Below are 12637 nucleotides of genomic sequence, written 5' to 3' on the forward strand. Positions count from 1 at the left end.
CGTCTTGCGTCTTGCTTTATCGAACGTCCTAAGACGTGGATGCCCGGCATAAAGCCGGGCATGACGGGTGGATGATTCCGTCTAAAAGTAAATTAGATCCAGGTACTTGGAAATCGAGCGTCAGGAGACCTTGCGTCCGCCGAAGGCGAAGACGTGCAGACCGAGCTTGCGCTTAGTGAGGATGAACAACAGGATGCTCTCGCACACGAGCGCGGCCGAGGTCGCGATCGCGGCGCCGTAGCCGCCGTAGCGCGGCACCAGCAGGATGCAGAGCCCGACATTCATCAGGAAGGCGAGCGCGTAAGTCAGCGCGCAGGTGTTCTGGTGGCCGCTCATGTTGAGAAGCCGCTCGACCGGGCCGATCGCCGCGCGCGCGATGAGGCCGATCGCCGCTACGAACATGATGCCGTAGCCGCTGGTGAATTGCGGGCCGAACAGCCATAGCAGCGGCTTGCCGACCGCGAGCAGCAAGAGCGTCGCCGCGAGCGAGGGCCAGAACGTCCATTTGATCGCATAGGCGACATAGGCCGACAGCCGCTCGGTGTTGCCGCTTGCGAAATATTCGGTGAAGCGGTGGGCGGTCGTCGCCGCGATCGAGAAATGGATGAAGGCGACAAGCGAGAGCGTCTTCACCACGGCGAAGTAGAGGCCGACTTCCTCCGAGGAGCGGAAGTGCTGCAGCATCAGGATGTCGGTGTAGGACAAGAGCAGATAGAAGCTCTCCATCATCATGATCGGCAGCGAGATTTTCAGCCAGTCGCCCAGCGCATAAGCGCGCGGGCCGTGCACGACCTGATGGTGCAGGCGGCGGTTCAGGATGAACATCTGACCCAGCATCGCAAGCCAGGCCGCGATCGCGCTCGCCACCATCGCGGCGACTGCGCTCAGATTCATGCCGAGCCCGATCATGCCGGCGGCGAAGGCGATCAGGAGCCCCTGGCGGGCGATGTATTGCGGCATCAGGCCGAGCCGCATCCAGTCGTGCGAGCGGGCGATGCCGTCGTGCATGTTGGCGAGGACAAAGGCCGGCAGGATTGTGCATCCGATATAAAGCGGCGCCGGAAGTTCGGGCTCGAGCCACGGCGTCAGCAGATAGACGAGCCCGGCGAGCCCTACGGCAACTATGCTCGACGCCACGAATGCGATGGCGCGGCTGCCGAACAGGAAACCGCGCAGCAACGCGACGCTGCCGTCGGTGCGGTATTCCGGAATCACTTTCTGCGCGGTGGCGGAGAGGCCGAAGTCGAGCACGCTGCCGAGCAGCGGCACCCAGGTCCAGACATAGACGTAGACGCCGTATTCCGAACCCGTCATCCAGCGTGCGAGCAGGATCAGCACGAGATAGGCGAGGCCCGCGCTCAGCACACGAATGGCGAACACCGTTCCGGCGAGGCGATTGGTCAGCGACGTATCACTGTCGCCACTGACCGCACGACGCAGCCGGTCGATCAGGCTCGACGGATCGTTCGTCAGATGATCGGCGTTCGTGAAAGCCAAGGTGCCATCGTTCCTTCGCCGCGGAAGCGGCCAAGCGTCATCCGCCGCGCGAAGCGGCAATGACTTTCGGCTAGCAAGGATTCGTTAAGATATGGTTCGGCTAGCCCGCGAAGCCGCCGCTGGCGAGGAAGGCGGCTTCCTCCGCCGTGGTCTGCCGGCCGAGCACGGTGTTCCGATGCGGGAAGCGACCGAACTTGCGGATGATGTCGGCGTGAATCTGCGCGAAGTCGAGATTGTTGGCGTTGCCGAGCGCGCGGAACACCTCGAGGCTGCGGAGCTGATCCTTCGGGTCTTCCGAATGCATCAGCGGCATGTAGACAAACGCGCGCAGGTCGGCCGGAATCTGCTGGTCGAAACCCTGTGCGATCGCTTGCGCGGTCAGTTCGCGCGCCTGCGGATCGGTGGCGAACGCATCCGCACTGCCGCGAAAGATGTTTCGCGGAAACTGATCGAGCACGATGATGAGCGCGAGAATGCCTTCGGCGCTCGAAGCCCAGTCCGCACACTTCCCCGCGCGCGCTTCTTCCCACAGGCCGAGATAGCGCGCGCGGATGCTGGCATCGAAATCCGCGTCCGCCTTGAACCAGCGCTCCGCGCCGGCCTCGCGCCAGAAAGAGATCACGTCATCGGGAGAGAAGGGAGTGGTCACGATCATTGCCTCGCAGTCTCTTCGTCACGCAGCGCGCGGCGAAGAATTTTTCCGACGTTGGATTTCGGCAGTTCGGTGCGGAATTCGATGCGCTTCGGAGCCTTGTACTTGCTGAGCCGCTCGACGGCGTAGGCGATCAAGGCGTCTTCGGTGAGTGCAGGGTCCTTCCTGATGACGAAAGCCTTCACCACCTCGCCGGACTTGCCGTCCGGCACGCCGATCACCGCGCATTCCCGCACGCCGGGGTGGCTTGCCAGAACCTCCTCGACTTCGTTGGGGTAGACGTTGAAGCCAGACACCAGGATCATGTCTTTCTTGCGATCCACGATCCGCAGATAACCCTCAGGCGTGAACAGTCCGATATCGCCGGTGCGGAAGTAACCATCGGCCGTCATCGCCTGCGCGGTTTCCTCCGGTCTGTTCCAGTAGCCCTGCATCACCTGCGGGCCGCTGGCGCAGACTTCGCCGCGTTCGCCGAGCGGCACTTCGTTATCCGTATCATCGCGGATCGAGATCAATGTCGAGGGTACCGGCAGGCCGACGGTGCCGTTGAAGTCCTCGATGTCGGAGGGATTGCAGGTCAGCACCGGCGAGGTTTCCGACAGGCCGTAGCCTTCGGCGATGGCGCAGCCGGTGCGCTTCTTCCATTCCTCGGCGACGGCGCGCTGCACCGCCATGCCGCCGCCCGCGCAGGCGATGAGGCCGCTGAAGTCGATCTCGTCGAAGCCCGGCGCATGCAGCAGCGCGTTGTAGAGCGTGTTGACGGCGGGCAGGCTGTGAACGCGGTAGCGTTTCAATTCCTTGATGAAGCCCGGAATGTCGCGCGGGTTGGGAATCAAAAGGCTCGCGCCGCCCGCACGCAGCGTCAGCAGGAAACAGGCGCTGAGCGCGAAGATATGATAGAGCGGCAGCGCGCAGACCTGCAGAAACTGGCCGTCGACGGGCTTTTTCTTCAGTGCCGGCTGCAGCCATGCATCGTTCTGCAGCACGTTGGCGACGATGTTGCGATGAAGCAGCACCGCGCCCTTGGCGATGCCGGTGGTGCCGCCGGTGTATTGCAGGAAGGCGATGTCGTCCGGGCCGAGCGTGGGCCGCTTGAACGGCACCTTACACCCGCGCGTCAGCGCATCGTTGAAGCCCACCGCGCCGGGCAGCGAGAACGCAGGCACCATTTTCTTGACGTGGCGCACGACGAAATTGACGAGCCATCCCTTCATGCCCATCAGATCGCCCAGCGTTGCGACAATGACATGACGCATCGCGGTTTCGGCGTGCACCTTCTCCAGCGTGTGCGCGAAGTTCTCCAGAACGATGATCGCTTCGGCACCGCTGTCGTTCAACTGCACTTCGAGTTCGCGCGGCGTGTAGAGCGGATTGATGTTCACGGCGACATAACCCGCGCGCAAAATCGCGGTTGAGGCGATCGGATGCTGCAGCACGTTCGGCATCATGATGCCGACGCGCGCGCCAGGGCTGAGCTTGAGGCTTTGCAGATAGGCGGCGAGCGCTGCGGAACACGCGTTGTACTCGCGATAGCTGAGCGAGGTGCCCATGCAGGTGAACGCGGTACGGTCAGCGTAGGTCTTGAGGCTCTCTTCGATCAGATCGACCAGCGAGGCGTAACGGCTCGTGTCGATCTCCGCTGGAACGCCGGGCGGATAACTCTTGAGCCAGACACGTTCCATCATTCCCCCCGATTCTGCGACGGCCCGACTATCGGAGAGCGGCCCTGTCGAAGCAAGGCATATGGCCCACGTGCCCGCATGCCGCGCGCAACATTTTGCCGCGCCGTCGGCGAGGCCGTCCCGCTCAGAATAATTTCAGAGTCGGATCGCTCAGGTGAAGAGTTCTCTCCGAGTCATTCCCGCGCATGCGGGAATCCACACTTCAAAGACTCCATGCTTCAAAGACCGGGTCCCCGCCTTCGCGGGGACGACCGGTGGGTGATCCAATGGCGACGAATCACCCTTTACGTCTTGGGCGCGGAGTCTTTTTGCGAGGCGGTGGGCTTTGGTTTCGGCTTTGCCGGAGCGGCTGCGGCCGGCTTCGGCGCCGGGTGAGCGGCGGGTTTGGCTGCCGGTTTCGCGGCCGGTTTTGCCGCGGGCTTCGCAGCAGGTTCGGATGCGGAGGCCGTCGCATGCTTGGTCTTGCCCGATGCCGCCGGTTTCGGCGCGGCGTGCTTTGATGCCGCCGGCTTGCTGTCCTGCTTGGCTTCCTGCTTCTCGGGCTTGTGAGCGGCGGGCTTCTTCGCGGTCTTCGCAGCCTTGCGGCGCTTCTTGTGAGCAGCGATGCTCGCGGCCTGCCGCGCGCTTTCCTCGGCGTCCGCTGCAATCAGCGCGGAGCCGGTGCGCGCCGGGCCGGTGTAGACGATCACCGGCTGCGCGAGAACGGCCGGCACCGAGAGAATGTCGGACGCCTTGATGTTGGTCTGCAGCTTCGCAAGCGCGTAGGTCGGATTGGCGACGTCGCTCTGATTGTCGAGCGTGATCTCGATATCGTCGTCCTCATCCTCGGCGGCGGGGCGCTTGCGGTGCGGCCCGCAGACCTGATCGCGCAGGTTCGGCGGCAGCGCATCGACCGGCGGCAACTGCTCGACGGTGCCGAGCGAGGGCTTCAGCCAGGCGAGCTTGCTGCCGTTGAATCCCTTCTCGAGAAGCTGCGCGGCCTTGACCGTGCGCTGCGCCGACGACGAGGCGCCAAGCACGACGGCGATCAGATGGCGGTCGTTGCGCGTGGCGCTGGCGACAAGGTTGAAGCCCGAGGCGCAGATGAAGCCGGTCTTGAGACCATCGGCGCCGGGATAGCGGCCGATCAGCTTGTTGAAGTTATGCGTGATGCGACGGCCGAATTTGATGCCGGGCAGATGCGCGTAATACTGATACTCTGGCAGGTCACGATAGAACGCGCGCGAGAGAATGCCGAGGTCGCGCGCCGAGGAGATCTGGCGGTCGTCGGGCAGGCCGTTCGGGTTGACGTAGTGCGTCTGCGTCATGCCGAGCTGCCGTGCGGTCTCGTTCATCAGGGCGCTGAAACCATCGACCGAGCCGCCGACGCCTTCGGCGAGCACGACGGCCATGTCGTTCGCCGACTTCACCATCATCATCTTCAGCGCGTTATCGACGGTGACCTGCGTGCCGGCGGGGAAGCCCATCTTCGAGGGCGCCTGCGACAGCGCATTCGGCGACACCGTGAGGAGCGTGTCGAGGTTGATGCGGCCCTGCTTCACCGCCGACAGCGTGACATAGGCGGTCATGATCTTGGTGAGCGACGCCGGATACCACGGCTGTGTCGCGTTGGTCGCCTGCAGCACCTTGCCGGAGCTTGCATCGATCAGGAGATAGGCTTCGGCCTGCGCGGGGCGCGCCCAGAGCGACAACGACAGCGCAGCGGCGATTGCGATCAGCCAAATGCGAAACGCGCCGGAATGACGAAGAGCAAGATCAGTCACGCTGAAGTCCGGTTCGTTGATGCGCCAATGGACGGGCGCGAGAAAAGGCCCGGTTCTGTGAAGGCCCTGTCAGGATGGAACGGTGCCGCAAACCTATACCGGCTTGGGCGCGGGAGAAAGCCCGTCCGCATCCTTTTGCGAGCCTATCCGCCATGAACTGGGCCAAATTTCGTCATCGCGCGAATTTGTCAGGATTTCGTGTCCGCAACAGGCAATTCCGCGCGGTTATTCTCCTGCACCATGAATTGTGCGCGGGCGAGTTCGGCGAAATATCCACCGTGCGCGACGAGTTCGTCGAAAGTTCCACTCTCGATCACGCGGCCCTTGTCGAACACCAGAATGCGCGTGGCATTGCGGATGGTGGAGAGGCGATGGGCAATCACGAACGCGGTGCGGCCCTGCATCACGGTGTCGAGCGCAGCGTTGACCTTGGCTTCGGTCACGGCGTCGAGCGCGCTGGTCGCCTCATCGAGAATGAGGATCGGCGGATTTTTCAGAAGTGCGCGCGCAATCGAGATGCGCTGGCGCTCGCCGCCGGAGAGCATGCGCCCGCGCTCGCCGGCGTTGGTGTCGAATTTCTGTTCGCTGCGCTCGATGAAGTCGAGGGCCTGTGCGCCCGCCGCGGCCGCGCGCAGTTCTTCGTCGGTCGCATCCGGCTTGCCGACGCGCAAATTCTCCGCGATTGAGCGATTGAACAGCAGTGCTTCCTGAAACACCACGCCGATGTTCCGGCGCAGCGCCGCAAGCGTGATGGTGCGGATGTCCATGCCGTCGATCTTGATGGCGCCCGATTGCGGATCGAAGGCGCGATGCAAAAGCGCGATCGCGGTGGATTTGCCCGCGCCGGTCTCGCCGACCAGCGCGATGGTCTCGCCCGGCAGCGCGGTGAAGGAGACATCGGCGACGGCGGGCTTCTTGCCGTCATAGGAGAACGAGACGTTATCGAATTCGACGAGGCCGCGCAGGCGGCCGGGATCGATCGCGTCGGGGCGGTCGCGCACCGCGGGCACGGCGTCGAGCACGTCGAAGAATTCCTGCAGCCGCGGCGCTTCCATGAAGATGCTGTTGATGAAGCCGACCACCTGCTCGAGCTTCTGGATCAGCATGGTGGCGAAGGAAACGAACATCACGATCTCGCCGACGCTGGCGAGGCCCTGCTGATGTAAAAAGATGCCGACGACGAAGATCGCGAGAATGGTGATGGTGGTCGAGGCGCGCGTCATCACCACGACGAGCGCCCACCACGACAGTACCGGCAGTTGCGCCGAGAGAAGTTTGTCGGCGACGCCGCGCAGCCCCTGCACCTCGGCCTCGACCCGCACGAAGCTTTGCACCAGCGCGACGTTGCCGAGTGCATCGGAGGCGCGGGCGGCGAGGTCGCCGTAATGGGATTCGACCTCCATCTGCAGCGAATAGGTCTTGCGCACCACGAGCGTCGTCAGCGCGGTGAAGACGATGCACAGCGTGAACAGGATGCCGGCAAGCCGCCAGTTGATGTAGAAGGCGAGCGGCAGCAGCACGACGAGCGAGAGCACGGCCGCGAAGTGCTCGCGGAAGAATGACAGCCACAGCCGCCATAGCGCATCGGTGCCTTGCAGCATCACCTTCATCAGCCGGCCCGAATGGGTGCCGGTGTGGAAGGTGAGCGGCAGTTGCATGATGTGGTCGAAATAGCTCGTCAGCACCGCCTGCCGCTGCCGGTGCGACAGGCGGTCGGCGTGCCAGGCGACGATAGCGTTGCAGACGATGGTGAAGAGGCCGAAGCCGACCCATGCGGCAAGGAGCGGCCACGGGGATTGCACCGACGCTGCGATGCCGCCGGTCGAGGGGCTTGCGGACAGCACGTCGATGATGCGGCCGAACAGCACCGGTTCGGCGAACTGCGCGGTGGCGAGCAGGAGGTTCGCGAACGCCAGCACCCAGGCAAGCCGGGCCTCGTCGCCGAGCTGATCGAGGACACGCAGATAAAGACGGACAAGAGCCATGAGGGCCTGAACGGAGGGCTTAATGCGGGCCCGGGAGGAGGGCCAAAGCCGGTGTTGACCGACTTTGACAAACCTCCCTGCGTCGCACAAGCGACAGACGACGTTGGGCGTTGGAAATGCCCCAGCTTCTGCGAGGCTCTGGGCGCTTTACGGGGCTGCCTGACCGGCCGCTTGATTGGCGGTTTGGGAACCCCATGTATTCCGGGACGTTTCGTTATCATGCTCACCCCGAAGGAGGGCCGAGATGGCATTTCCGATGGCGTTTCCGACCAAATCGATCTCGTTGACGGGCAAGCTCGCAGCCTGCGCGCTGGCGGCATCGATGTTCGTCGCGGTGTCGGCGCAAAGCCCGGCTCAGGCCGCGTCCGACGGACTGTCGCGTGCGCCGGTCGCGATCACGGGCGCCTCTGCGGCGCTCACCGATGTGAGCGCGCGGGCGGCGAAACGCTCCCGTCCCGCACGGCGCGCCCATCGCCGTAACGATGCCGCCGCTGCCGCGATCTTCGGCATGGCCGCCGGCGCGATCGGCTCGGCCATAGCGGAATCGCGCCGCCGCGACTATTACCGGGACAATTACTACTACGGCGGCGATCCCTATTACGGGCGTCCGTATTACGGCGGGCCAGGCTATTACGGCGGCTACCGCTATTACCCGTATTGATCGGCCCGTTGCGTGAGCGTCCGGCTGCGATGGTTGTCGCGGCCGGATGTATCGTGCGCCGGATGTCATTGCCCGGCGTCCACCGTTCGTTAACCTTGTGGCGACGTGGTTCGTTTAACTTCACAACATGAGTGATTCGCTGGAGCGGCTATACCGTGCGGTGATCGCCGCGCGCACCCTTGACCCCGCCGCTTCGCGGACGGCGAAGCTGTTTCAGCGCGGGCCCGAGAAGATGGCCAAGAAGCTCGCCGAGGAAGCGATCGAAGTCGTGATCGATGCGGTCGGCGGACGGCAGGATGCGGTCATCCGCGAGAGCGCCGACCTTCTCTACAATCTGACGGTGCTGTGGGCGCAGGCCGGCATCTCGCCGCAGGATATCTGGGACGAGATGGATCGCCGCGAGCAGGCGCAGGGCATTGCCGAAAAATTGCCAAAGTCGAAAGCCGCCGGCGGTCGCGGGCCTGTTCCGGTTGCCCCCCGTCACAAGGCGATCGTCGCGCCTGTGCTCCCGCGCCGGGTTGGCGGCTGATCGATCATGTCGTGCATGGACAAATGCGCGCGCGCGTGGTTCATCGCGGCATGCTGAGACGGATCTACGACTGGTGCATCGCCGCCGCCGACAAGCCCTACGCGCTGTGGTTGATGGCAGCAGTGTCTTTTGCGGAAAGCTCGTTCTTTCCCGTTCCCCCGGACATCATGCTGATCCCGATGGCGCTTGCGAGGCCGCAGCGCGCCTGGATCTATGCGATGGTCTGCACCATCGCCTCGGTGACGGGCGGCGTGCTCGGCTATGCGATCGGCGCGCTGCTCTATGACTCGGTCGGGCAGTGGCTGATCCAGCTCTACGGCTACGGCAATCAGGTCGACGCCTTCCGCGCCTCCTATGCGGAGTATGGCGCGTGGATCATCCTGCTCAAGGGTCTGACGCCGATCCCCTACAAGATCGTCACCATCACCTCGGGTTTTGCCGGATACGATATCTGGCTGTTCGTGCTGTTCTCGGTGATCACCCGCGGCGGGCGCTTCTTCGTCCTCGCCGTGCTGCTCAACCGCTACGGTGCGACGATCCGCCACCATATCGAGAAGCGTCTCGGTTTCTGGGTCACGATCGGTGCCATCGTGCTGGTGCTGGGTTTCGTCGCGGCGCTCTGGCTGTTCTGACCATCGCGGAACGTTGCGGACTTCCTTGCGCGGCGGCGCAGGGAAGCTATGGTCGGTGCATGAGACGATGGGTCGGATATCTCGGCATCCGCAGTTGCCGCGCCGCGGCCGGTCTCGTGGTGTGCGGCGCGTTTTTGGGTGGCGCTCTCCCTGCGCTTTCGCAGTCCTTCGCACCGGGTGCAGAGTCGGCGGCTCCGGCTGCGAATGCACCGGTCACGTCCGCTCCACTGGCGCCGGTGACGGGCGCGCCTGCATCGCCAGCTCCTCAAGCCGGAGCGCCCCTGACACAGGCGGCTCCGCCTCCTGCGCCTCAGCCTCCCGCGCCTCAAATGGGGACACCCCCTCCGCGCTCCGGCAGTTCGGGATTTGTCGAAGAGCTCGGCAAGCTTCTCAAGGATTCGGCTTCGCACCTCTCCTCGGGCCTGAAGGGGTCGCAGAAGACGCTGGAAGACTTCAACGCCAAAACCAAGTCCGCAACCGATGGCCTGACGAAAATGCAATCGGTCACGACCGGCCGCGCGGCCTGTCCTGTCGCGGCCAACGGCGCGCCGGATTGCAACACGGCCGCCGAGACGTTGTGCAAGGCGAAGGGGTTCGCCCACGGCAAGAGCCTCGATATCGAGACCGCCGAAAAATGCTCGGCGCGGGTCTACATCTCGGGCCGCACCGGCGCGCCGGGCGAGTGCCGCACCGAGAATTTTGTGACGCGGGCGCTATGCCAGTAGGCAGTCGCGGCGGGTGAACGCGCGTCCCTCGGCGGTGTCCTGTTATTCCGCATTGCAGCACGAACGGTCATGACAATGCGCGAGTGCGTCGCAACACTTCCTAAACCGCATGGGTATATGCATACACTTACTTATAGTGAGTCCGGGGCCTGCAGCGGTTTCGGGCGCATGCGGGTGCTCAACTCGCGCAAACCGGCCTTCTGGCGTCCTGCGCGCAGATTTCGCGCGGGGATCATTTGACAGTTTCAGACCGCGGGTCATGGCAAGAATTGCGCAGGATGACATGGATTTCGAGTCCGCGAAGGAGATCGCGGAGCGTGCCATGCTTCATATGCTCCGGGAAAACGTCCCGGCCACGCCGAACAATTTCACCGTCTGGTTCAACTACTGCCTCGGCACGCCGCCCGATCTGAAGCGCACCATCGACATTCTGGTCGGCAACAAGCGCAAGTTCGACAGCTTTGTCTGCGACGACCTGCGTACGATGTATATGGCGACGCCCGGTGTTCACGCGCCCGCGGCGCAGAACATCTCCGAGCAGCTCAGTCAGGTGATGGCTCAGGCGCAGCAATATCTCGCGACTGCCATCACCGACAACCGCGACCACATCCGCGAGATCGACGGCGTCGCCACCCGCGCCGATCAGGGCATCGATCCGCGCGCGCTGATCGAGGCGTTGATGGCGGCACTGGCAAGCGCCGCAAGCCGCGCCTCGATCCTCGAGACCAATTTCACCGAAGCCTCGCAGGAGCTCGACACCATTCGCGGCTCGCTGCGCGATGCCGAGGAGCGCGCCAAGACCGATACGCTGACCTCGCTGCCGAACCGCCGGGCGCTGGAGGAATTCTTCCGTGCCGCACAGATGCGGGCGATGGAGGTCGAGGACCCGCTGAGCCTGTTGATGCTCGATATCGATCACTTCAAGAAGTTCAACGACACCTACGGCCACAATGTCGGCGATCAGGTCATCCGCCTGATCGCGAGCGTGCTGCGCGAGCGGGTGCGGGAGAACGATCTGCCGGCACGCTACGGCGGCGAGGAGTTGATCGCGGTTCTGCCGGGTGCCGACCTTGCGACCTGCCGCGCGGTGGCGGAGCGGATTCGCGAGACCGTCGCGGGTTGCCATCTCACCCGCCGCTCGACCGGGGAATCGCTGCCGGACATTTCCGTCTCGGTCGGCGTGGCGCAATTCCGCCCCGGCGAATCCATGGCCTCGCTGATCGAGCGTTGCGACCGCGCGCTCTACAAGGCGAAGGCGTCCGGCCGCAACTGCGTCATCACCGAAGACGATCTCACCGACGCTGACTGCGCGGCTTGAGCCAAGCTTAATAGCGATGCGGGCGCGCCTTGCGGCGCTGGCGCGGCTTCGCGGGCTCGCCGCTATACATCGGATTGATGTTGCAATAGGCGACGCGGCCCGAGGCTGAGGCCATGCATTGCGCGTAGGTGCTGTAATAGCAGTCGCCTGCGGTATCAAAACCTTCATAGAGGCAATAGCGATAGTCCCGCGCCTCTGCCGGAGACGCGCTCCAGAACAGCCCCATCGCGGCGCAAGCCAGTACGAATGCAGCGGGGATGCGCATGTGATCCTCCTCGGGTGGCCGACACCTTAAAGCACGGCGACTTAAAGCACGGTGACGGGAAAATGTTCCCTCCGCGCACGGCGCGCGTCAAGAATGCGGCGCGGGATCGCCTTATGTCCGGCCGGCGCCGTCGAGCGCGGTCAAAACCTCCGCTGCGACCAGTGCGGCGATGACGGCAGGGCGCTTGTCCTGCACGACGCCGCGACCGATCGGCGAGACCAGCCGCTCATAAGTCGGGATATCGCCGCCGGCTTCTTTCAAAAACCAGGTCTTGAAAGTCTGGCGCTTCGTCCGCGATCCGATCATGCCGACATAGGTGGCGTCGGTGCGCCTCAAGGCTTCCGCCGCGATCAGGAAATCGAGGCTGTGATCGTGGGTCACGATCACGAAGGCTGCGCCCGGTGCTGCCTCGCGGACGATCTGTTCGGGCAGGGCGCTCTGGTGGATGTCGACGCGCGCCGGCACGCCGGCGAAGACGTCGTCACGCGTGTCGATGAGAGCGACGCGCACCGGCGTGATCGCAAGAATGGACGACAGCGCGATGCCGATATGGCCGGCGCCGAAGATGTAGACCGACGGCGCGGTTGCGTCGGCATGGGCGGCCTCCGCGAGCAGAGTGGCAGTGGTGTCGGGCGTTGCGCTTGCGATCTGCAGCGTGACATGCCCGCCGCAGCACTGGCTGATTTCGGGACCGAGCGGAATGGCGAGCGTGACCGGCGCGCCGCCTTGCGCCAGCAATTCACGCGCCCGCGCAATCGCCACGAATTCGAGCCGCCCGCCGCCAACGCTGCCTAGAATCTCCGTGGGTGAGACCAGCATGATGGTGCCGCGCTCGCGTGGCGTCGACCCCTTCGCTTCGACGATCCGCACAACCGCATACGCGCCGGTGCACGCGAGGAAGGCCCGGAGATCGTCATGCGTGAACATG

At 64.2% G+C, this 12637-nt stretch carries 12 protein-coding genes; 5 read left to right on the forward strand and 7 right to left on the reverse strand.

What is annotated here, in order from left to right; genetic code table 11:
- Window positions 1-120 precede the first annotated feature (120 nt).
- The 5 genes from OCA5_RS03735 to OCA5_RS03755 form a co-directional block, all read right to left on the reverse strand.
- On the reverse strand, window positions 121-1497 hold the full coding sequence (locus OCA5_RS03735; protein ID WP_012564509.1) for a lipopolysaccharide biosynthesis protein: 1377 nt from the start codon (window positions 1495-1497) through the stop codon (window positions 121-123).
- 100 nt (window positions 1498-1597) lie between these two features.
- The gene (locus OCA5_RS03740; protein WP_012564508.1) at window positions 1598-2152 is read right to left on the reverse strand and encodes a DUF924 family protein; all 555 of its coding nucleotides are present in this window, start codon (window positions 2150-2152) and stop codon (window positions 1598-1600) included.
- Window positions 2149-3831 (reverse strand): long-chain-fatty-acid--CoA ligase, encoded by a 1683-nt coding sequence (locus tag OCA5_RS03745; protein WP_013912849.1) that lies wholly within the window; start codon window positions 3829-3831, stop codon window positions 2149-2151. Before OCA5_RS03745 ends, OCA5_RS03740 begins: the two co-directional genes overlap by 4 nt.
- Before the next feature lie 284 nt (window positions 3832-4115).
- On the reverse strand, window positions 4116-5594 hold the full coding sequence (locus tag OCA5_RS03750; protein WP_012564506.1) for a D-alanyl-D-alanine carboxypeptidase family protein: 1479 nt from the start codon (window positions 5592-5594) through the stop codon (window positions 4116-4118).
- Window positions 5595-5782: 188 nt separating this feature from the next.
- The gene (locus tag OCA5_RS03755; protein WP_012564504.1) at window positions 5783-7579 is read right to left on the reverse strand and encodes a glucan ABC transporter ATP-binding protein/ permease; all 1797 of its coding nucleotides are present in this window, start codon (window positions 7577-7579) and stop codon (window positions 5783-5785) included.
- A 244-nt stretch (window positions 7580-7823) separates the two neighbouring features.
- Between OCA5_RS03755 and OCA5_RS03760 the strand changes: the two genes are divergently transcribed.
- From OCA5_RS03760 to OCA5_RS03780, 5 genes are all read left to right on the forward strand, one after another.
- A complete protein-coding gene (locus OCA5_RS03760) occupies window positions 7824-8240 on the forward strand; it encodes a hypothetical protein (protein WP_012564503.1) in 417 nt (138 codons plus the stop codon).
- 127 nt (window positions 8241-8367) lie between these two features.
- A complete protein-coding gene (hisE, locus tag OCA5_RS03765; RefSeq protein WP_012564502.1) occupies window positions 8368-8769 on the forward strand; it encodes a phosphoribosyl-ATP diphosphatase in 402 nt (133 codons plus the stop codon).
- Between the two features lie 50 nt (window positions 8770-8819).
- Window positions 8820-9401 carry a YqaA family protein gene (locus tag OCA5_RS03770; protein ID WP_013912850.1) on the forward strand — a complete coding sequence of 194 codons (582 nt, stop codon included), beginning with the start codon at window positions 8820-8822 and terminating at the stop codon, window positions 9399-9401.
- A gap of 329 nt (window positions 9402-9730) precedes the next feature.
- Complete coding sequence (locus OCA5_RS19445) at window positions 9731-10126, forward strand: hypothetical protein (protein ID WP_012564500.1); 396 nt, start codon at window positions 9731-9733, stop codon at window positions 10124-10126.
- 283 nt (window positions 10127-10409) lie between these two features.
- Complete coding sequence (locus tag OCA5_RS03780) at window positions 10410-11444, forward strand: GGDEF domain-containing protein (RefSeq protein WP_013912852.1); 1035 nt, start codon at window positions 10410-10412, stop codon at window positions 11442-11444.
- A 7-nt stretch (window positions 11445-11451) separates the two neighbouring features.
- Here OCA5_RS03780 and OCA5_RS03785 read toward each other — a convergent pair whose 3' ends face one another.
- Window positions 11452-11709 (reverse strand): DUF3551 domain-containing protein, encoded by a 258-nt coding sequence (locus OCA5_RS03785; protein ID WP_012564498.1) that lies wholly within the window; start codon window positions 11707-11709, stop codon window positions 11452-11454.
- A 111-nt stretch (window positions 11710-11820) separates the two neighbouring features.
- A complete protein-coding gene (xdhC, locus tag OCA5_RS03790) occupies window positions 11821-12636 on the reverse strand; it encodes a xanthine dehydrogenase accessory protein XdhC (RefSeq protein ID WP_012564497.1) in 816 nt (271 codons plus the stop codon).
- Window position 12637 lies beyond the last annotated feature (1 nt).

Source organism: Afipia carboxidovorans OM5 (genome assembly GCF_000218565.1).
In the GTDB taxonomy this organism is placed as follows: Bacteria; Pseudomonadota; Alphaproteobacteria; order Rhizobiales; family Xanthobacteraceae; genus Afipia; species Afipia carboxidovorans.

Coding starts and splice junctions, on each gene's coding strand:
- OCA5_RS03770 (WP_013912850.1), top strand. CDS start 8,820: ATGCTGAGACGGATCTACGACTGGTGCATCGCCGCCGCCGACAAGCCC.
- OCA5_RS19445 (WP_012564500.1), top strand. CDS start 9,731: ATGGGGACACCCCCTCCGCGCTCCGGCAGTTCGGGATTTGTCGAAGAG.
- OCA5_RS03780 (WP_013912852.1), top strand. CDS start 10,410: ATGGATTTCGAGTCCGCGAAGGAGATCGCGGAGCGTGCCATGCTTCAT.
- OCA5_RS03785 (WP_012564498.1), bottom strand. CDS start 11,709: ATGCGCATCCCCGCTGCATTCGTACTGGCTTGCGCCGCGATGGGGCTG.
- OCA5_RS03760 (WP_012564503.1), top strand. CDS start 7,824: ATGGCATTTCCGATGGCGTTTCCGACCAAATCGATCTCGTTGACGGGC.
- OCA5_RS03740 (WP_012564508.1), bottom strand. CDS start 2,152: ATGATCGTGACCACTCCCTTCTCTCCCGATGACGTGATCTCTTTCTGG.
- OCA5_RS03755 (WP_012564504.1), bottom strand. CDS start 7,579: ATGGCTCTTGTCCGTCTTTATCTGCGTGTCCTCGATCAGCTCGGCGAC.
- xdhC (WP_012564497.1), bottom strand. CDS start 12,636: ATGTTCACGCATGACGATCTCCGGGCCTTCCTCGCGTGCACCGGCGCG.
- hisE (WP_012564502.1), top strand. CDS start 8,368: ATGAGTGATTCGCTGGAGCGGCTATACCGTGCGGTGATCGCCGCGCGC.
- OCA5_RS03745 (WP_013912849.1), bottom strand. CDS start 3,831: ATGGAACGTGTCTGGCTCAAGAGTTATCCGCCCGGCGTTCCAGCGGAG.